This window comes from Streptomyces natalensis ATCC 27448 (assembly GCF_000935125.1).
Taxonomy (GTDB): Bacteria; Actinomycetota; Actinomycetes; order Streptomycetales; family Streptomycetaceae; genus Streptomyces; species Streptomyces natalensis.
Genome location: NZ_JRKI01000026.1, coordinates 1 through 19,213 on the forward strand (window position 1 = coordinate 1; position 19,213 = coordinate 19,213).

Sequence of the window (19,213 nt, forward strand, 5' to 3'; positions counted from 1 at the left end):
GACACCCTGCTCAACTTGACGACGCCCCCGCGCAAGAGGAGGCTGGCTCTCCGAGGCGGTCGGGGTGACTCCGGTTGCGCCTGTTGATGGGGGCACTGCCTAGGCCTGGAGCGGGAGTCGGTAGCTGCGCCAGTGACCGGTGATCTGCAGGGCCATCGAGTTCAAGGAGCGGGCGACCACCGGGTCGTCGAGCTCCCGGACTTCGAGCAGGGCGACCTGTGGGTGGTCACAGCGCAGCTGGGCGATGAGCTCGGTCAGCAGGGCGGTCACCTGCTCGTCGCCCACCTGCTTCCGGCGGAGGACCCCTTCGACGAACGCCGCATCCTCCGCGATCACCGCGGTGACCTGGGCGGACAGCTCTCCTTGGGAAGTCAGCAAGTCCAGTGTCACAAGCGGCAGCGGCCCGTCGTCAAGCCGGTCCGCGACTTCTTCCGGGCTGATCGCCTGCCCCGTGACCTCCGCGTGGAAGGCGGCATACACCGACAGCAAGGCATCATCGGGAGGCTGTGGCATGCGACGGGTGGTCACGCTGAGCAGCCCGGCAGGGGCCCGCCAGTCAGCCAGCTGGCCTGAAGTTGTCCAGTAGCGGCCCAGATCTTCGGCTGACGGGGCACCCAACTCGGCGGCGGCCCGGGCGTCGAGCGAACGGTCGGTGTCGGTCCACACGAGGGCGGTGTACCCGGCGTCCCTGGCCTGTTCGGCGGCGCCCCGGAGCAGACGCACCAGCGCGTCCGTCTCCTCCCCGGTCGGGTCGCGCAGGACGTTGTGGCCGCAGAGGGCGCGCTCCCGCGCCCGCGAGACGAGCAGCCACTGGACGAACGCGGTCGTCTTGTCGTTGACGGCGGCGTAGACCTGCGCCCAGCCAAGGAGCCTGCCGCCTTGCCGCGCGACGACAGTGCACGTCGGCGCCTCGACGTCCACTGGGTCGATATCGGACTCGGGCAAAGCCTCGGCTAGCCCCGCGTACATCTCCTCAGCCAGGCGGACATCAGCGGTCGGGTCGTAGTCGTACTCCACGGAGATGCCCATCCTGTGTGCCCTTCATGTGTGCCAGGTCTTCCGGTCTGCCAGGCTTCCCGGCGTTCCTCGGAAGCTTCGGAGCCCGACTCCGTGCTCAGTTCGGCCGGTCGGCGTGAGCGCCGTTCGGGGGAAATGGTCTGTTCTGCATTGAAACACGACGATCAGCGGGCCCTCGCCGTCCCGGAGCTCTTCTGCCTGTGGCCTGTGGAGAACTCCGCGCCGTCGTACGGAAGTCCCCGGAGACCCAGGACTCGCGCACGCGCAGCAGCGAGACGCCGGATGCGACACACGTCGCGCGGTGGTGACCTACCCGACTCGGGAGAAGCCGACCACGAACTCCTCCCAGATGCCTGGGCAACGTTCCATCCTGGCGGGCACGGAAGCAGAGGGGATGCGAGGGGTGCGAGGCGGGGGAGCTGGCGCGGTGAGTGCCTCGGCCACAGGGAGAAGGTGCGGCTCCACCACGCACCTCCTTCGGGCATGGCCGGATTAAGGGCGCCGGCAGCGAGAAGGCCAAGGAGCGGCCGACCGCCACTGTCGAGCAGGTCGACGCGCTCGCCGACGGGATCGGCCCGCGCTGGCGGCTGGTGGTCTACTGAAGACGGTGACGGAGACTGCGCCGTGACCGGCTGCCTGGCCCGACCATCTGGCGGTCACCTGTGATCCCCTCTCGCCACGTCAGGACGGACGTCGACGCCGGATACCCTGGAGGGGTGATCGAGAATCTTCCTCCCTGTCCGAAGTGCTCCTGTGAGTACACCTACGAGATGAATGCCCTTGTGGTGTGTCCGGAGTGCGGCCATGAGTGGGTTCCCGTCGAGAGTGGTGCGGAGGGCGGGGACGCCTCCGCGGGGGCGGTCGTCAAGGACGCTGTCGGCAATGTGCTGCACGACGGCGACACCGTGGTCGTCGTCAAGGCACTCAAGGTCAAGGGGAGCCCGTCGGGAATCAAGGCGGGCACCAAGGTGCGCAACATCCGGCTGGTCGACGCAGTCGCCGGCCACGACATCGACTGCAAGATCGACGGTTTCGGAGCGATGCAGCTCAAGTCCAGCGTGGTCAAGAAAGCCTGATCTGCCACGTTCCTAGGGCAGCGCGTGGATCGCGACGGTTTCGGCTGCTGGGGTATTGCAAGATTGCGATCAGTCGTCCGTCCTTTTCCCCGCCAGGCGAAACCGCCACGCCGACGACCGGCGCCTACGCGCCGTCGTCGACAGGGCAAACGCCGCCTGAGGCTCAGTCGAGTTTCTTGAGCATCTTCACCGAGGTCGTCTCGTAACCGAGCGACTCGTAAAGGCCACGCGCGCCTGTGTTGAACCCGAAGACGCTGAGACCCAGAGTATGAGCGCCCTGCGCCCGGGCGTACTCCTCGCCGAGGAGCATGGCCATTCGTCCGAGGCCCCGACCACGCCTGTCGGCGTCGATCACGATGTCCCAGATCCACCAGGCGCCGGCGTCGTCGCTCGTATCCGGTCCGATCCAGAGGTAGCCGACGGTTACCCCGGCATCGTCGACTACGTCGAAGACCACGTGCTCCGGGGCCGGTATCCCGGACGGAAAGGAGCGAGCCATGCTCTCGTCCGCCTGCCGGTAGGCGTCCTCGGACGTTTGCCCCAAAGCAACGAGATCCTTGGCGTACTCGGCTCGACTGCGTTCGAGCCAGGCAGAGAAGTGTCGGGCGTCCAGGGGACGGAGGGTTACAGGCACCGGCTCAGCCTGCCACACCGCCGGCGCCTCAGCGGTGCCACCCCTGCTCAGCCGTCACGGCGCATTCCTAACAGGTCAAACGTTGCCTGACACGGCACTTAGCAGTCACCGCACGTGGAGCAATGCTCAGGACCTGTGGATCGGTCTTCGGGACACGGCGCGAAGGGCGTACCTTCCCGAATGATCCTGTGATGGTCACCGAGTAGGCCCGCGTTCGCAGCGCGGGTCGGGAAGGCACGCCCGTGCTCAGCGGAGTAAACGCCGGCGGTTCGACCGAGTCCGGCTCCCTGATCGACGAGATCGTCCGCGAGGGCGCCCCGCCGGATGCTCGCCGCCGCGCTGGAAGCCGATGTTAACCAGTACATAGCCGAGTTGGCTGCCGAGACGGACGGGGCCGGGCGCCGCCTGGTGGTCCGCAATGGCCACCACCGGGCCCGCACCGTGACCACCGCAGCAGGTCCAGTCGAGGTCACGGCCCCGCGCGTGAACGACAAGCGCGTGGACGCGGCCACCGGAGAACGTATGCGGTTCTCCTCGAAGATCCTGCCGCCGTGGTGCCGCAAGTCGCCCAAGGTCAGCGAGGTGCTGCCGCTGCTCTACCTGCACGGCCTGTCCTCAGGGGACTTCGTCCCGGCGCTTGAGCAGTTCCTCGGCTCGGCAGCCGGCCTGTCGCCGGCCAGCGTGACCCGGCTGACGAAGCAGTGGCGGGACGACGTCCCCACCCGCAGTGGTCGAACGCCCATTCACTCCCCCAGAACTGTGCAGTAAGCCAGAAGCGATAGACCTTCCCTTCCCGCCCAGGAGCGACACCGGGTCGCTCCGCTGATGTGGCATCCAAGGCCTGACGGTGACTTGGCGCCCCCGTACCGGGGTTCGCACGGAAGTCGTGCAACGCAGGTCAGAGCGGGGGTACGCACGACCAAAACGCGTCGAGGGTGATCTGGGAACGCTCAACGCATCTGTGCAGGCTGGGGCCTATTTCATTGTCAGCAGGCCAGAGTTGTGACGGCTGGGGGCGTCATGTCCCCTGGAGGAGCAGCTCGTCTTCTCCAGTGCGGACCTCGCCCTCTCGGGTCGACACGAGTCATACATCGTGAGGGGCGATACACCGCCAGCTTCTCGCAGTCGTCTCACCACCTCTCGGCCGGTTGGCAGAGGTGGGCCTGGGTTAGCAGGGGATGTCGAGGGTGACGGCTGCGCCGTGTTCGGTGTTTTCGGCGTGGGCGGTGCCGCCGTGGGAGGCGGCGACGGCGGCTACGAAGGCGAGGCCGAGTCCTGATCCGGGGCTGGTGCGGCTGGCCTCGGCGCGGGCGAAGCGTTCGAAGGCTTTGGGCAGGAAGTCGGCTGGGAAGCCGGGTCCCTCGTCGGTGACGGTGAGGCGGAGGTTTCCGTCGTGGGTGGCCGCGGTGATGTGGATGTCGCCGTGGCTGTGGCGCAGGGCGTTGTCGACGAGGTTGCCGATGGCTGGCCGGAGCCATGTGGCGTCCACGTCGACCGTGCCGGGGGCGGCATCGGCGGTGATGCTGCGGTGGGCGCGTGTGGTGGCCGTGCGGTGGGGGTCGACGGCGGAGGCGATCAGTCCGGGGAGGTCCACGGGGGCACGGGTGAGGTGGTCCGTGGCGCCGACCTGTTCGAGGTCCAGCAGGGCGTTGGTGAGGTTGATGAGGCGCTGGACCTCGGAGTCCACCGAGCGGAGGGTTTCGGTGAGTTCGGCGGCGGTGCGTGGACGGTGCAGGGCGACGTCGAGTTCGGCGCGCAGCAGGGAGAGCGGGGTGCGCAGTTCGTGGCTGGCGTCTGCGAGGAAGCGGTGTTCGCGTTCGGCAGCGGCTTCGAGGCGGTCGAGCATCTGGTTCAGGGTGTGTCCGAGCCGGGTGAGTTCGTCGTCGCGGTCCTCGGGGACGGGCAGTCGTACGCCGGAGGTGCCGTCGGCCAGGGTCGCGGCGCGGCGGCGGTAGCGTTCCACCGGATCCAGTGCTGCGCGGGCGGTGCGGTAGCCGGCGTACGAGGCGGCGATCAGGGTGAGGCCGGCGGCCATGCCGAGCTGGGCGAGGAGTTCGCGCAGGGCCTCGTCGCGGTGGCCGCGGCGCAGAGCCGCGACGGCGATCACGGAGTGGTGGTCAGGCAGCCGGACCCGCTGGGCCTTGATCCGCAAGGTGTGCGGGTTGAGCGGCAGCAGTCCTCCGATGTCGCGATGGACGGTGGTGCCGCCGGTGACGGAGGTGATCTGGGCGGGGGTGAGCAGCTGCTTGGTGCGTACGAGGTTGCTGGCCTGGAGGACTCGCCCGTGGGTGTCCAGGACCTGGTACGCGCTGCCGTCCGGGCCGCCCGGTTTGCGTCCGGCCCGCAGATCTCCCTGCAGGTCGTGGTAGTAGGCGGCCAGATCCGCGTCGAGCTGTTGATCCAGGGCGTGCTGGACTCTCACGTAGACCAGGGCGGTCGCCCCGCCGAGGACGAGGGACATGGTGACGGCGACGGCGAGAACCAGCCGCACCACGATGGGCAGCCGGTGCCATCGTCGCAGGCCCCGGGCGCGGCGGCCGGTCCCGGACGCACCGTCCGGCCTCTCGCCGGGCGCTCCCTCCGGTGGTGTCCCGGCGGTGCCCTCCGGTGGTGTCACGACCGGGTCTCCAGCCGGTAGCCCGTGCCGCGCAGGGTGGTGATGCTGGCCCGGCCGAAGGGCTTGTCGATCTTCGAGCGGAGTTTGGAGATGTGGACGTCGATGGCGTTGCTGTGCAGGTCGGCCTCGCCGTCCCATGCCTCTTCCAGCAGCCGGGTCCGGGTGACCACCCAGCCGGCGTTCTCCATCAGGATCTCCAGTACGGCGAACTCGCGACGGGACAGGTCCAGTTCGGTGCCGGCCCGCCAGGCGCGCCGCTCATCCGGGTCGAGGACCAGGTCGCCGACCTCCAGTCGGCTGCCGAGCGCGGGTCTGCGGCGGGAGACCGCGCGCAGCCGGGCGCTCAGCTCCTCCAGGGCGAAGGGTTTGACCAGGTAGTCGTCGGCGCCGGCGTCCAGTCCCGCGACGCGTTCGTTGATCGCACTGCGGGCGGTCAGCAGCACCACCGGGACGTCGCTGCCCTCTCGGCGCAGGGTGCGGCACACCTGGACGCCGTCCATGCCGGGCAGCATCACGTCCATGACGACGGCGTCCACCCGCGGATCGCGGGCCGCTTCGAGCCCGCTGGGCCCGTCGTGACACACTTCGGCGGTATGACCGGATTCACGTAGGTATTGGACGATCAGGTCGGCCAGCCGGACCTCGTCCTCGACGACCAGGAAGTGCACGCCGGAAGGGTAACCCGCCCGGCGTGAGCCGCCGCGTGCTCCTCGGCGCCCCGATGCGCAGAGAAGGCTTCATGGTCTGTTAATGCGATGTCCCTAGCGTGCGTCGCCTTACGGCAGTAGTCGGCCTCGACCGCCATCGGCGGCGGCCGCTGCCGGGAACGGAGACCACGATCATGCACGGCCCGACATTGATGCTCGCCGACAAGTCGCTCGCCTCGGCACTCACGCTGGGAGATCTGACAGCGCGTGCCGGCCTGGACGTGCTGGCGCTGCTGGTACTGGTCGGCTGGCTCTACCGGCGCCGCCGCCCCGTGCCCGAGATGCCGCTCGCTCTGGCCGCGCTCAACCTCGGGTTGTTCGCCGCGATGACCGCAATCAGCGCGGGCAAGTTCCCGGCCGGTGTCGGGTTCGGGCTGTTCGGCATTCTCTCCTTGGTCCGGCTGCGCAGCGCCGCCTTCACGGTCAGGGATGTCGCGTACGCCTTCATTGCGCTGGTGATCGCGCTGAGCAACGGGCTGCCGCAGCGCGAGACCTGGATGATCATAGCGATCGATGTCCTCCTGCTCGCCGCGGTCCTGGTGATCGACGACCCGGCCTCCCATCAGGCCACGCACGTCATGAAGGTCACGCTCGACCGGGTCTATCGCAGCTCCGAGGACATCCGCGCCGACCTGACGGCCAGGCTCGGCACCGCACCGCTCTCGGTCGAGGTCGACGAGATCGACTACGTACGGGAGACCACGCGGGTCTCAGCCCGGTACTCCGTGGAAGAGGGCGCGCGGGTCTTCATCCCCGGGCAGCGGGACGGGCAGGATTCCTCGCCGGTCCCCGCCGACCCGGCGACGGGCGGGGGGAAGTCGCTGTGAGCGTCACGACGGATACGGCCCCCATGTCCTCCGCATCCCCGGACACTGGGGTAGCGGCCCTGCCCCGCGCACGGTTCACCGAGCTGCTGCAGTTGGACACGCTGCGGGGGGCCTCGCTCGCCGAGATCGACGCCGCGGCCGCCCTCCAGCACCGGGTGGACCGCAAGTACCTGATACCGGCCTCCTCGGCGGCCCAGCTGGTATCCCAGCTGGCCGCTACCCACCAGGTCCTGGACATCCACGGGCGCCGCACCACCGACTACCGCAGTACGTACTTCGACACCGCCCACCTGGCCGCCTGGCGCGCCCATATGCAGGGGCGTCGTCGCCGGTGGAAGGTGCGTACCCGGCTGTATGCCGAGGACCGGCTGTGCCGGATGGAGGTCAAGACCAAGGACGGCCGCGGCGCCACGGTCAAGCGCGCACACACCGTCGACGCGGATGCCTACGGCCGCCTGGAGAGCGGCACCGAGGCCGCCGCCTTCGTCGACAGCGTGCTCCGCGACAGCGGGGTAGCGGTCACGGCTGCCGATCTCCAGGCGGCCGGCGAGGTCTGCTACCTCCGCGCGGCCCTCGCCGATCTCGAAGCCGGCACCCGTCTCACCCTGGACGGCGCTCTCGCCTGCCACCGCGACGACCGGACGGCGGCGCTGGAACCTGGCTACGTCCTGGTCGAGACCAAGGGCACCGCCCGGCCCGCTCCAGCCGACCGGCACCTGCTCGGCCTGGGCGCCCGGCCGGTGTCCCTCAGCAAGTACATCGTCGGGCTCTCGCTGCTCGTACCGGGACTGCCCGACAACAACGTCCGCCGCCTCGCCCGCACCCGCTTCCGCACGGGCCCGCGCGCCGAGACGCCTCCCGCAGCCCGAACCGGAAGGAACACCCCCGCATGAATCGCCCCCGCCGCCTGAAGTGGCAGTACCCCGTGATCGCCGTCGTCGCCGCCGGCGCCGTCGGCTTCGGCCTCGTGCACGCCTCGGCCACCCCCGCCTCGGCGAAGAAGAAGCCCGGCGCGACCCAGCTGATCAAGAAAGATCCGCCGCCCACGCTCTTCACCGACGCCCAGGTGGCCGGCCTCGCCAAGCAGCAGGAGGCACAGAAGCACACGGCGGACGCCCTGTTCGCCAAGTGGAAGGCCGCACACGGCTCCACCCGCGACGACAAGGCTTTCTTGACCTGGGCCGCGCAGCAGGTCCCGGCTCCGCCGAGCAAGGCCGACCGGACCGCCGAACTGCACCAGGTCCAGCAGCTCGCCAAGACCCGTACCGCCGCGGGCAAGAAGGCCGCGACCTGGCTCGAAACCCACGGCAAGGGCGACATCTGGAAGCTCTACGCGCACGACCAGCGCGAACTGCTCCCCCAGGAGCAAGGGACCGTGGAGAAGACCGAGCTGAAGACCGCCCTCAAGCTCGCCAAGGCGATCACCGAGAAGGTGGCCGCCCGCGACAAGCAGCCCGCCCCCTACGTCCTCGACCCGTCCCTGCGCCCCGACAAGCACCTCAAGGCCGGGCAGAAGGGCCCCTACTCCTACCCCTCGCGGCACGCCGCCAAGTCCGCCGCCGCTGTCACCCTCCTTGGTGACTGGTCCCCGCACCGCGCCGAGGACTACAAGGCGATGGCCGCCCAGATCGTCTACTCCCGCCTCTACATGGCCGGTCACGTGAACAGCGACATCACCGCCGGCACCCTGGTCGGCGACCTCGTCGGCGACTACTTCCAGAACGCCGCCGCCACGTCCGCCGCCGGGAAGTAGCCCGCGCCGTGCGCTCGGCCATGCCGATACTGCCGCGCCCCCGCCCCACCCGGGCGGGCGTCGCGGCCGGCAGTACTCTGCTGCTGGCCGGGGTCGCACTCGCCTTCACTGTGGCCCAACTTCTGTTCGTGGCGCCCGGGTTGCATCTGGGCTGGGACGAGTCGGTGTACGCCAGCCAGGTCGCCCCGCACATCCCGTCCGCGTACTTCAGCGCGCCCCGCGCCCGCGGCGTCTCGGTGCTTGTCGCCCCGCTCACCCTCCTGACCTCATCCACGCTCGCGCTGCGGGTCTATCTCGCCGTGCTCTCCGGCGCGGGGCTTTTCCTCGCGTTGCGCGTGTGGCGGCGGCTGCGGCCGGTGCCGGTGCTCGCGCTGGCCGGTGTGCTCTTCGCCGGCCTGTGGGTGACCCAGCTCTACGGGCCGCAGGCGATGCCGAACCTCTGGACCGCCCTGAGCGGACTCGCCGCGGTCGGCTGCTTCCTGCGGGCCGCCGGAGACCGGAACGACCGGCGGGCACTCGTCGGCCTGGGACTCGCCCTCGCGGCCGCCGCACTCTTCCGCCCCACGGATGCGGTGTGGCTGTCCCTGCCGATGGCAGCCGCCGGGCTCTTCGTACGCCGCTGGCGGCGCCCGGCGCTGCTCGCGGCCATCGTCGCCGGGCTCGCACTGGGCGGCGCACAGTGGATCGTCGAGGCGTACCTGTCCTACGGCGGCGTCCTCGCGCGGCTGCACCGCTCCAGCGTCATAGAGGGCGGCCTCGGCTGGCATGTCGCGATCGGCGACCAGCTGCGCACACTGGCCGGCGGCCCCGAACTGTGCCGCCCCTGCACGGTGCCCTGGCGACACCGGACAAGCGCGATCTGGTGGTTTATGACACCCGCCCTCACGCTCGGCGGCGTCCTGGCGGCCGCCCGCGCCCGGCGGCTCGCCACATCCCTGCTGCCCGCCCTGTGCGGCCTTTCGATCGCAGTCCCGTACCTGCTGCTCATCGACTACGCGGCGCCACGCTTCCTGCTCCCCGCCTATGCTCTGCTGGCCGTCCCGGTCGCCGACGCCCTGGCCTCCGCGACCCGGTCCGTACGCCCCGGCTGCGGCCGACCGCCATTGCTGTGGCAGCCGCGCTCGTCGCGGTGCAGCTGGTGAGCCAGTACGCCATCTTGACCCGTGCCGCGCGGACCGCCGCCGACGGCACCGGCGACTACGCCCGTATCGCCGCTGACCTGCGCACCTACGGGCTGCGGCCGCCCTGTCTGGTCACCGGCCGGCTGGCCACCCCCGTCGCGTACCAGGCAGGCTGCGCCTCTGGGCAGGTCACCGGACACAACCAGAACACCACCGTCGCGAAGGTCCTCGCCACGGACCGCGGTGTCCGCGGCCAGTGCGGCGGGCAGAAGAGTGCTCTGCCAGGGTCGGGCGGCCAGCAGCTGCCCGACCGTCAGATCCCAGGCGTCCTCCAGGTCAGCGTCGCCCAGGCGCGCTCACTCCAGGTGAGCGCCGCCCAGGTACGCCCCGTCCAGGCGGGCCCCGATCAGGATTGCCCCCTCCAGGCGCGCGTGGGCCAGGCTCGCCGCCTCCAGGTGGGCGTCAGCCAGGATCGCACCGCGCAGGTCAGTGCGATGCAACTGGAGCACGAAGGGCTCATCACGATCCCGGGGCCGTCGGCCGAGCACGGTCAGCGCTGCCTGGACCGGCTCGCTCGTCTGCGATAGCGCAACCTGGATGACTCCGCGTCGGCGCCCCCGGGCGACGGCTGACGTTGCAGCCCGCAGACGTCGGCGGGTGCGCCGCAGGCGCTCATGCGGCGAGCGCGTGTTGGGGGCAGGGGCGTGTTGGCCCACGATCCCCACACCCCGCCTGACGCCATCCGCCGTCGCCTTCATGTGGGCAAGGCGCTGCCGTACACCGTCGGCCAGATCGGCATAGAACGGCACTCGCGCGGCTGCTGGAGGATTGCGGTGCAGGCGCCCGTCACTGGACGAGCGGGCGAACGGGCCGTGGAGGACTCAGCCGGCTGCCGCGAGGGTGACCGGGGCCGCGTCCGGGCGGCGATGCGGCCGGGCCAGGTCCGTGAATTTTTCCTTTGCTGCACCGCATGCACGCGACAGCACCCCCGTCGTCGGGCCGGCGGGCCGGACGAGGGGGCTGTCGCGCGCATGCGCCCGCCGGAAAGCCGTGGGGCGCCCTCGCGCCGAACGTTGTCGGCGTTTTGGTGTATCGGCCTACCGTGTCGCTGTGGCGGCGGCGACGAGCTCTACTAGAGGGAGCACGGGCGGGCTGCCGCCAAGCCGGAGGCAGCGGCCGCGCTGTCCTCCGTCACCGATTCTGCAGGGGTCATGCTCGCGTCGTCGTCGGCCTCCTGCAAGTAGTAGTTCTGGATGGCTTTGTACGCGTCGCACTTGCAGATGTTGTCGCCCGGGGCGCAGGCGGGGACATGGAGACCAGGCTGCGCCGCGGGCTGGGAATGTGCCGCCTGGCGCGGCGGGGCGGCGTCGGCGAACGTCGTGGCGCTCGCCCCCAGGACTGTGGCTAGCGAGGTGGTGGCGAGAGCGAGAGCGGCAAGCAGGGGACGGCGTCGCATGGTGGGCCCTTCATGCAGAGGGTTTGGGGAAGGTCCCGGAGGACAGCGCCAGCGTGTCCTTTCGCCATCGTGGCCCGCTATCCCTCGGACGAGTGAGACCCCGCCAACCACCGGCCAGCCCCCCCCGGACACCGGATCTGGGACCTCCTTGGCATCCCACAGCAGGTTGGCGTCGGTCGCGTCGAAGTGGACCACGTGCTCGCGCGGGGTGGCCGGAAGTCCCGCCTGCACGGCGGCGAGACCCTTCACCTGGGCGATGCGCTCAGCGACCTGTTCGCGCCGCCGCAGGTCGTCCTCGGACAGCCCCCCAACCGCGTCGATCAGCCCCAGCAACCGCTCGCCCCGCGCGCTCAGGTTCCCAGCCGATGCTGCCCACCAGCGGTTCTTGTTCGGCTTGTAGGAGCTCACGGGGCAGGTGGCCAAAGCCGTGTGGAGCCGGCCGAGGGCCGTACCGATCTGGCGGCTGCGGTGTACGGCGTCTCCAGCGAGGCGGCATCCACCCACAACACGGATGTCGGGTGATCAACCTCAACGCCAACGAGCAGCACGCGCGGCTGTACCGCTCCCTTGGCTTCGCCCACAACACGTGGGCCATGAGGCTGGCTTCCAAAAGTCCTGCCGGCACCCCAGCCTTGCCGACAGCGGGCATTCTGTGAGACTGGGTGGGCCCGGCGGCTGGATTCTGCGTCCGGCCGATGCTGCCGCCGCCGGGCCTGGCCGGCGTGTTGGGCCCCGGCTCGAGCGCCTTCGCCCACCTCCCGCTCGGCTTGGGCCCCGTGGTGCTGCGGCGCCAACGGGAGACTGAGGAATACGGTGTGGACGACCCGACCGGCGAGCCGTTCGTCGCCGAGGTGGAGTTCGGCGTACTTGCGGTAGGCCCGCTTGAAGCGGTCATGGAAACCCCAGGATCCGCGCGGGTTCGCGCACGTCTGACGTCGGCGCAGTCCCCGCAACTACCTGGCCTTCCTCGGCCTGGCCGCCGCCGTGTGCTGCTACAAGCACGTCATCCGCCTCACCACGTAGGACACGGTCTAATGAACTGGCGGGCCCTCGCCCGTCACCTCGGCCGCCGCGAGCACATGAGCGACACCGTCCAAGCTGTCGCTGGCCTGCTGTCTCATCAGCAGATCACCGACCCGGCATCAGCACGGAAAATGTAAACACCGAGCCCCACCGAAGTCCCCGACGTCTAGAGACGTCTATGCGTTTGGTGGTCGCGATTACGCTCGTGCCTGAAGCTCATATTGTCCGGTAGCGCGCGTCACAGACGTGTGCCCCCGCGTGACAGCCTGCCGGGCGGCCGCGTTCGGTTACCTGATGGCCGCGCAATGTGATCCAGGGCGGGCTGCGATGCTTCGCAGTACACTGAGCTTGGGTTGGGCTTTGAACAGGGCCGGGGCGACCACTACTGGCGGCACCAGTTCACAACTAGACAACAGCATGTCTCTGCCATCCCCTTACCCGGCTTCTCCAGCCGTGGTGGACGCCGTGCGCCCTCGCGACGGGCGAAGCGGGCTTCGCGTGAGGAGCCTGAAATGAACGGCAAATTTTCGAACATCGAAGCAGGACATCTTCCAGCCGATCCCGGTCTCGGACCGGGACACGCGCCCGCCGCGGTCGCGGTGGTTCCGTCGGCTGGCGACTGGACAAAGGTCGGAACCGACGACCGCATGCTTTACTGCATGAGGCAACTCGTCGACCGGTACGGTTATCCGCCCGCAGGCGCCGCCGGGATCGTCGGGAACTTGTGGGCAGAGTCGGCCATTCTGCCGAATCGCATCGAGGGCAGCTCGCCGTCCACCCCGATGCGCGCGCAGAACTTCGCCGGAGTAACCACGAATTTCACAGCCGCCCAAATCATGGATCGGAAATCACCTCATCAGGGGCCCAAGCTACCCGGCGTCGGCCTCGCCCAGTGGACTTCGCCCTCTCGGCGGTCGGGGCTTTTCAGGCACGTTTACAACGGAGCTGCGCTCGGGGCGGATGTCCTGTTCAACATGGATGTCCAACTGGACTATCTCGACCACGAATTGCGTACGAGCTACTCCGGAGTCCATCAGGTCCTTTCCAGCCAGGTGGTGTCGGTTGAGGCTGCAAGCGACGAAGTCGTTTACAACTTCGAAATTCCGGGGGCCATTCTCAGCGGCCACAGCAAACTGCCACGCGCCGACGCCCGCGTGCAGACGGTCTTCAAGCAACGCCGCGCACCATCGAACAGGGCACTGACCGCCTACCAGTCAGGTGGCAGCCCCGCCACCTTCGAGCCGTTCCCTGGTGCGTCGTTCTTCCACACCGGACAGAAATCGCCGATCATCGCCGCAATGCACCAACGGCTCGTCGCCGAAGACTGCAACCGGTACCAGTCGAGCGCCAACGCCGACATATGGGGCCCGGGCGATGTGAAGTCCTACGCCGCCTGGCAGCAGAAGCTCGGCCTCGAAGGCGACGATGCCAACGGCATCCCCGGCAAGACCAGTTGGGACCAGCTGCAGGTCCCCAACGTCTAAAGGCAAAACCTTCGAGGAACGGTTCCAGTACCTTTCTCTCCGCGGGGAAGTCGGGAGATCGACCTTCGGATTCGACCGATCATCGTTCGTGACAATGGATGTGATTTTGGTGTAGACGGCTACGAGATTCACGACCGTAACTACATACATCACATGAATCCGATGACGGTTGACGACATCTCGACTGGCGACGCGAGGATTCTTGATCCTGAGTACCTGATCTCAACAACCCATCGAACCACAACGCCATTCACCACGGCGACGAGGGAATTCTTCCCCGATCGCTCGTCGAACGTAGAACTGGCGACACAAAGTCGTGGAACTGAAAGGACGGCGTCATGCCCGAGAAGAACTACGACGACGAGGACGTGAAGGCGGCTCTCGAGAAGACAGACACCTCCCATGGACCCGGCACCGACAACCTCGATGACCTTCCGGAGAGCGACTTCGTCGCCTTCGCCGAGGACGGCGTCGAGAACGACACGGAGGCCCCCAAGTGACTGCGACCATCGCTTATGACCGTCCCGTCTCGAACCTCATCGACCAGCTGAGCGCGACGGGCCACGTCACCCACACGCCCTACAGGAAGACTTCGGTCACGCTGCACCACAACGACGGCAATGTCAGTCGGCTTTCGCACCAGGGTGTGCTCAACGGCTGGAAGACGCGTAAGGCTTCGGCCCACTTCGACGTGGACGCCGCCGGTGCCGTCGCTCAGTACGTCAAGGTGAACGAGTACGCCTGGGCCGTCGGCAACAAGGCCGGCAACCAGAGCTCGATCAGCATCGAAATGGCGAACGCAACACTCGGGCCCAACTGGACGGTCGCCGAAGCCACCTGGAAGAACGCCGCACGTCTCGCTGGCTGGAACTTCGCCAAAGTGATCGGCGAACGCCCCAGCAAGAGCAACCTCTTCTACCACCACCACTGGACTTCGACCGTCTGCGCCGGCCCGTACATGAACAAGATCTACGACCAGGTCCTCGCGGCGGCTCAGGAGGCGTACGACCACTTCAAAGATTCACACCCCACCCCCGGGCCGGATACCGAGCCGTTCCCTGGTGCGTCGTACTTCCACACCGGACAGAAATCGCCGATCATCGCCGCAATGCACCAACGGCTCGTCGCCGAAGACTGCAACCGGTACCAGTCGAGCGCCAACGCCGACATATGGGGCCCGGGCGATGTGAAGTCCTACGCCGCCTGGCAGCAGAAGCTCGGCCTCGAAGGCGACGATGCCAACGGCATCCCCGGCAAGACCAGTTGGGACCAGCTGCAGGTCCCTAACATCTGACCGTCCTCGCTGATGGCTTTATCGAGCAGGAGTTTGGGAGGCACCGGGTCTCTTGCCGGATGGACGAGCGTGGCCAGGAGCCGTGGGCGGGAGGCCAGCCTGGCCTGATGCCGTTCCTGCCACAACGGACCTACTTCGGAAACGAGTTCAGCGATCACATCGGCCGACAGTGCGGGTGCCGATAAATCGTCCATCCAGGTGACGGCCTTGATCACCAATCTTCGAGCGCACCCGCTTGCTTGGCCCGCGGTCTTCACTCAGACAGGGCGCGGGCGGCATCATGACCTGTCGTGCTGCTACGCCTGGGTTACCTCGCGGTCACGAACACCTTCACGTTCCTACGCCTGCTGCCGATGAGCGAACGGAGGAAGGAAATCGAGATTCTGGCGCTGCGCCACCAACTACTGGTCCTGCGGCGCCAGACCGGGAGCTCAAGCACGGCTTGGGCCTGGACCACTTCGAGGGCCGCTCCTGGCCTGGATGGCACCACCACGTCACGCTGGTCACCGCCGCCCACGCCTTCCTCACCGAGCAACGGCTCTCCCCAAAAGCCCGCACACAGGGCTCGCTCCCCCTCTACCAGATCCTCGATGCCCTCCAAGACCTCCTGAACTGCTGGACCGGCCTGTGCAACACCTGCCACCAGCCCCTGCCCCGACCCCGGACCAGACACCAGCCAACAAGATCCACCTCAACCTAACGGAATCCTACTAGCCGGTACAGAGGCATAGCAATCACCGCAGTTGCGCGCAGCAACGGCCCGCCCGGCGCTGACGGCGGCCCGCGCGGGTGCGGAGAACCTGCTCGAGGAGGCGTCGCTGGTTGACCTCGCTGCCGACGTGACATTCTGTCGCTGGGCGTGACAGGGCCCCTTTCACCGCTCGGGTGGTGAAAGGGGCCCTTGTCCTGTGAGGGTGCTACTTGATGCGTACGTAGTAGCGGTCGTTCTCGCTCTCGCTCAGGGTCTTGTCCCAGGCCAGGATGCGGTCATCGGTGGTGTAGGCGCGAAGCTTGGCTCCGGCTTTCTGGTTCTTACAGCGTCTCCGGGGCCACGAGGCTGATGCACCGGCTCGGCTTCTCCCCGCAGGTCCCCGCACGACGGGTCGCCGAGCGCGACGAGCAGGCCGTCACCGGGTGGAAGGAGGCGACATGGGCGGAGGTAAAAGGGCACGGGCGGTCTGCGGGGGTTACATCTGCTTCGAGGACGAAGCAGGCTTCACCCGACGGCCGCCCCGCGGACGAACCTGGGGCCGCCGGGGCGTCACCCCGGTCGTGACAGTCAGCGGACGGCGTTCCGGACGGCTCTCCGTGGCCGGACTGATCGCGATGCGGCCCGGTTCCCGGACCCGACTCTGCCACCGCCTACGGACCCACCCCGCAGGCAAAGGCACGCGTCGCAGCATGGGCGAACGCGACTTCATCGCACTGGTCGACGGTACCCACCAGCTGGTCAGAGCACCGATCGTGCTGGTGTGGGGCCGGTTGAACACCCATGTCTCCCGCACGATGCGCAACCTCATCGCCGAACGGCCATGGCTGACGGTGTTCCTGTTGCCCGCCTGCTCGCCGGACCTCAACCCGGTCGAATGGGTGTGGGCACACGTCAAACGCAGCCTCGCCAACCTCGCTGTCATGGCCCTCGACCGGCTCGAAACTCTCGTCCGCAACCGACTCAAAGGTCTCCAGTACCGGCCCGACACCCTCGACGGCTTCATAGCCGGCACCGGCCTGGCCCTCGACAGCCCAACGCCACCCTGACGAGCCGAAGTCAGTAACGACGTGAAGATCGGGAGCGTGGCCGTGACGTGGAGGGGGCCGCACGGGTTCTTCGAGTGTGATCAAGAAGAGGTGGGCCCGTGCGGCCTTGTCCCATCCTGCCTTTACCGGCTTCTCCCGCACACATCTCAGCGGTTTGATCGAGGAGTTGACCCCTCGGAGGCAGGCCTGACGGGAATCCGCGCTGCGTGAGCGGCGCCACGGTGCCCGCCGACGGCAGGCCGGAGCCGGACCGAAGTACGAACTGGTCCTCGCCGACCCGCTATTCCGACCTGGAACCATCGCCGCCGCCCCACCGGGCGGGTGGCGGTGCGCCGGCAGTGGATCGACCGCGCTCTCCCCCAATACACCGGCGTCTCTGCACCAAAGGAGATCGCTTGAGCCACCGCGCACGGCGACCGCCACTTCGCCAACCTCACCACTACCGGGCCAGCACTGCTCGACTTCGAAGGATTCGGCCTCGCGCCGGCCGACTACGAGTCGGCGCTGCTGTATGCCTACTCCCTCCTCGCCCCCCGAACCGCCTCCCGGGTCCGCGCCGAATGCCCGATCCTGAACACCCCGGTCGGCCGCACCACGCTCCTCGCCGTCGCCACCGACCTGCTGCAATCTGCCGCCCGCGGCGACCACCCGAATTGATCCAACCGTTGCGGGCCCTGGTTACAGCCGTAGCGACGTGAACAGGTCAGCAGCTCGGTGAGGAGTCTGTGCTGTTCGCTAAGGCCCTCAGCCCGGGCATGCAGCCGAGCCCTCGGGCGTCCGCACCCGCACCCAGATCCGCTCGGCCTCGTCGACCACATCCTCGACAGCCAGCAGACCCAGCCCCGAAAGCACCGTATCCACGAGCTCGTTGACATCTCGCACACGATGCCAACGAGCCCAGTCACGCTCCGCTACCACCGAATGTGAGCCAGGGCGTTGAATCGACACACCCGAATCCAGCTCACCCGTTTGACCTACTCCCTCGCAAGCCGGGGACGCCTATGATGGGTATTCCTATCTATGCAGTCACAACTAAATGGCCCGGGGAGGCGCCCGCATGCTGCCTATCGGCGACGTCCGACGTATCGACTGCCACCTTCACTACATCCCCACAGCGATGCCCAACCCGCTTCGCCGAACCGACGAGTTGGGCAAACTGGATCTGATGCGCATCGCGCAGGACCGGCCCGCCTATCGCGACCTGCGGGTGATGGCACAGGTCATGGACCAGACGGGTGTCGACATCGGCCTGATCATCAGCACCGGAACGGACCATCTCCGAGGCATGGGGCCACTCTCCGAGGTGACCGAGGCATACAACCGCTCGCTGTCCGAGGACCTCCAAGCCGCCGAGGGGCGGTTTTTGGCGACCGCAGTGGTCGACCCCATGGGCGGTGGCGACGAGCTCGCACAGCTGAAGCGGTCGCTGAAGCTGCCGAACATCTTCGGCATCGGCCTCACGACCGGGTCGGACGGAGTCACCCTGGACGACCCTCGCTATCTGCCGATCTTCGAACTGGCAGCGGAATACGATGTGCCTGTCACCGTGCATCCGGGCCAGGCGTGGCCGGGCTGGGTGAAGCCCATGCGGCTCAACGAGACGGCTTTTCTGCTGCACGGGCTGGGCTTCCTGCTGGCCGATGCCATGGCACTGTTCCTGATGGCCAACGCCGGGGTGTTCGAGCGCTTCCCGAGCGTGCGGTTCATGTTCTGCCAGTTGGCTGGCATTGCCCCGTTCTGCTGTGGGCGTTGGGACTTCCACAACAAGCAGGAGCATCTCCGCCAGCGGCTCCTTGGTGGCGAAACCCCTTCCTGGGCGTCTCGAGATCTACGTCAGATCCTGTCCCAGATCTGGATGGACACGCACTCCCAGAACCGGGATGCCATCCGGCTCGTCGTCGACCAAGTCGGCGAGCACACGATCGTCCTGGGAGGCGACTACCCCTGGACACCAACGGAGTTCGGCCTGGAGTACACCATGGCCGAGCTTGACGCTCTGCAACTGCCGCCGGGGAAACGACGCAAGCTGGAGCGCGACAACGCCCTGGCACTGATTGGCGGGCCCTGGGCCGCCGGACTCCGCGAATCCGTCCCCAAGAAAACCCTGTCTGACTAACGAGTTCGTGCGTGGTTGGCGCTGGTGCGCCGAGACCGTGGTCATTGACCATGGCATCCGTGATGGAAGGCCGGCCACGTGCAGTGATCATCCACAATCGTCAGGTCACTGGGCTGGTCACCCGGGATGATCGCTGAACTGGTCGAGGACGTTGGTCCGTTACGCCCGCCGTTGGCTCTCGGAAGTTTGGCGATGGCGTTCGGACGCGTGCTCGATCAGCCATCGGAGAGCTCGCCGTACCTGCGCGACGATGTCGTCGAGGCGGTAACCGGGGGCGAGTCCTTAGCCGATCGCCGCGAACGCGGAACGGCTCGCGACCAGTCCGCGGGC

General features: G+C 68.1%; 16 protein-coding genes and 3 pseudogenes. 13 read left to right on the top strand and 6 right to left on the bottom strand.

Features of this window, described 5'->3' with window-relative positions:
* Positions 1 to 99: 99 nt before the first annotated feature.
* Positions 100 to 1,029 (bottom strand): hypothetical protein, encoded by a 930-nt coding sequence (locus SNA_RS38305; protein WP_051877557.1) that lies wholly within the window; start codon positions 1,027 to 1,029, stop codon positions 100 to 102.
* Between the two features lie 419 nt (positions 1,030 to 1,448).
* Between SNA_RS38305 and SNA_RS43210 the strand changes: the two genes are divergently transcribed.
* Entirely contained in the window at positions 1,449 to 1,619 is a 171-nt protein-coding gene (locus SNA_RS43210; protein WP_198535074.1) for a hypothetical protein, read from the top strand.
* Positions 1,620 to 1,733: 114 nt separating this feature from the next.
* The gene (locus SNA_RS15775; protein WP_030073287.1) at positions 1,734 to 2,093 is read left to right on the top strand and encodes a zinc ribbon domain-containing protein YjdM; all 360 of its coding nucleotides are present in this window, start codon (positions 1,734 to 1,736) and stop codon (positions 2,091 to 2,093) included.
* Positions 2,094 to 2,256: 163 nt separating this feature from the next.
* Here the strand turns inward: SNA_RS15775 and SNA_RS15780 are convergent, their stop codons facing one another.
* Complete coding sequence (locus SNA_RS15780; RefSeq protein WP_030073285.1) at positions 2,257 to 2,727, bottom strand: GNAT family N-acetyltransferase; 471 nt, start codon at positions 2,725 to 2,727, stop codon at positions 2,257 to 2,259.
* 242 nt (positions 2,728 to 2,969) lie between these two features.
* Here SNA_RS15780 and SNA_RS15785 point away from each other — a divergent pair.
* Positions 2,970 to 3,441 (top strand): annotated as a pseudogene (locus SNA_RS15785) (transposase); the annotation flags it as partial.
* 454 nt (positions 3,442 to 3,895) lie between these two features.
* On the opposite strand, the gene SNA_RS15790 reads toward SNA_RS15785, so the two are convergent.
* A complete protein-coding gene (locus SNA_RS15790) occupies positions 3,896 to 5,344 on the bottom strand; it encodes a sensor histidine kinase (protein ID WP_052808921.1) in 1,449 nt (482 codons plus the stop codon).
* Positions 5,341 to 6,012 carry a response regulator transcription factor gene (locus tag SNA_RS15795; RefSeq protein WP_030073279.1) on the bottom strand — a complete coding sequence of 224 codons (672 nt, stop codon included), beginning with the start codon at positions 6,010 to 6,012 and terminating at the stop codon, positions 5,341 to 5,343. The genes SNA_RS15790 and SNA_RS15795 overlap by 4 nt, the downstream gene beginning before the upstream one ends.
* 173 nt (positions 6,013 to 6,185) lie before the next feature.
* On the opposite strand from SNA_RS15795, the gene SNA_RS15800 reads away from it, so the two are divergent.
* Genes SNA_RS15800 through SNA_RS15815 form a run of 4 tightly spaced genes read left to right on the top strand, consistent with a single transcriptional unit; the run spans position 6,186 to position 9,773 of the window.
* Positions 6,186 to 6,878, top strand: a complete 693-nt coding sequence (locus tag SNA_RS15800) for a DUF4956 domain-containing protein (protein WP_241779679.1) — start codon at positions 6,186 to 6,188, stop codon at positions 6,876 to 6,878.
* Positions 6,879 to 6,901: 23 nt separating this feature from the next.
* Complete coding sequence (locus tag SNA_RS15805) at positions 6,902 to 7,771, top strand: VTC domain-containing protein (protein WP_044365541.1); 870 nt, start codon at positions 6,902 to 6,904, stop codon at positions 7,769 to 7,771.
* On the top strand, positions 7,768 to 8,631 hold the full coding sequence (locus SNA_RS15810) for a phosphatase PAP2 family protein (protein WP_030073275.1): 864 nt from the start codon (positions 7,768 to 7,770) through the stop codon (positions 8,629 to 8,631). Before SNA_RS15805 ends, SNA_RS15810 begins: the two co-directional genes overlap by 4 nt.
* A gap of 20 nt (positions 8,632 to 8,651) precedes the next feature.
* Positions 8,652 to 9,773, top strand: coding sequence for a hypothetical protein (locus SNA_RS15815; RefSeq protein WP_052808922.1), 1,122 nt, complete (start codon positions 8,652 to 8,654; stop codon positions 9,771 to 9,773).
* Between the two features lie 335 nt (positions 9,774 to 10,108).
* Here SNA_RS15815 and SNA_RS45000 read toward each other — a convergent pair whose 3' ends face one another.
* Together SNA_RS45000 and SNA_RS42310 are read right to left on the bottom strand one after the other, a co-directional pair.
* Positions 10,109 to 10,510: a pentapeptide repeat-containing protein gene (locus SNA_RS45000; protein WP_078969972.1), complete on the bottom strand. Its 402-nt coding sequence runs from the start codon at positions 10,508 to 10,510 to the stop codon at positions 10,109 to 10,111.
* Between the two features lie 374 nt (positions 10,511 to 10,884).
* Positions 10,885 to 11,208: a hypothetical protein gene (locus SNA_RS42310; protein ID WP_157879930.1), complete on the bottom strand. Its 324-nt coding sequence runs from the start codon at positions 11,206 to 11,208 to the stop codon at positions 10,885 to 10,887.
* Positions 11,209 to 12,743: 1,535 nt separating this feature from the next.
* On the opposite strand from SNA_RS42310, the gene SNA_RS42315 reads away from it, so the two are divergent.
* The 6 genes and pseudogenes from SNA_RS42315 (at position 12,744) to SNA_RS15845 (ending at position 18,883) form a co-directional block, all read left to right on the top strand.
* Positions 12,744 to 13,715: a phage tail tip lysozyme gene (locus SNA_RS42315; RefSeq protein ID WP_157879931.1), complete on the top strand. Its 972-nt coding sequence runs from the start codon at positions 12,744 to 12,746 to the stop codon at positions 13,713 to 13,715.
* A gap of 338 nt (positions 13,716 to 14,053) precedes the next feature.
* Complete coding sequence (locus tag SNA_RS42320; protein WP_157879932.1) at positions 14,054 to 14,215, top strand: hypothetical protein; 162 nt, start codon at positions 14,054 to 14,056, stop codon at positions 14,213 to 14,215.
* A complete protein-coding gene (locus SNA_RS15830; RefSeq protein ID WP_044365543.1) occupies positions 14,212 to 15,009 on the top strand; it encodes a peptidoglycan-binding protein in 798 nt (265 codons plus the stop codon). The genes SNA_RS42320 and SNA_RS15830 overlap by 4 nt, the downstream gene beginning before the upstream one ends.
* Positions 15,010 to 15,433: 424 nt before the next feature.
* Positions 15,434 to 15,614, top strand: a pseudogene (locus SNA_RS39610) (IS701 family transposase); the annotation flags it as partial.
* 383 nt (positions 15,615 to 15,997) lie between these two features.
* A pseudogene (locus SNA_RS15840) lies at positions 15,998 to 16,767 on the top strand (IS630 family transposase); the annotation flags it as partial.
* A gap of 1,057 nt (positions 16,768 to 17,824) precedes the next feature.
* Positions 17,825 to 18,883 (top strand): amidohydrolase family protein, encoded by a 1,059-nt coding sequence (locus tag SNA_RS15845; RefSeq protein ID WP_030063115.1) that lies wholly within the window; start codon positions 17,825 to 17,827, stop codon positions 18,881 to 18,883.
* The last annotated feature ends 330 nt before the right edge of the window (positions 18,884 to 19,213 follow it).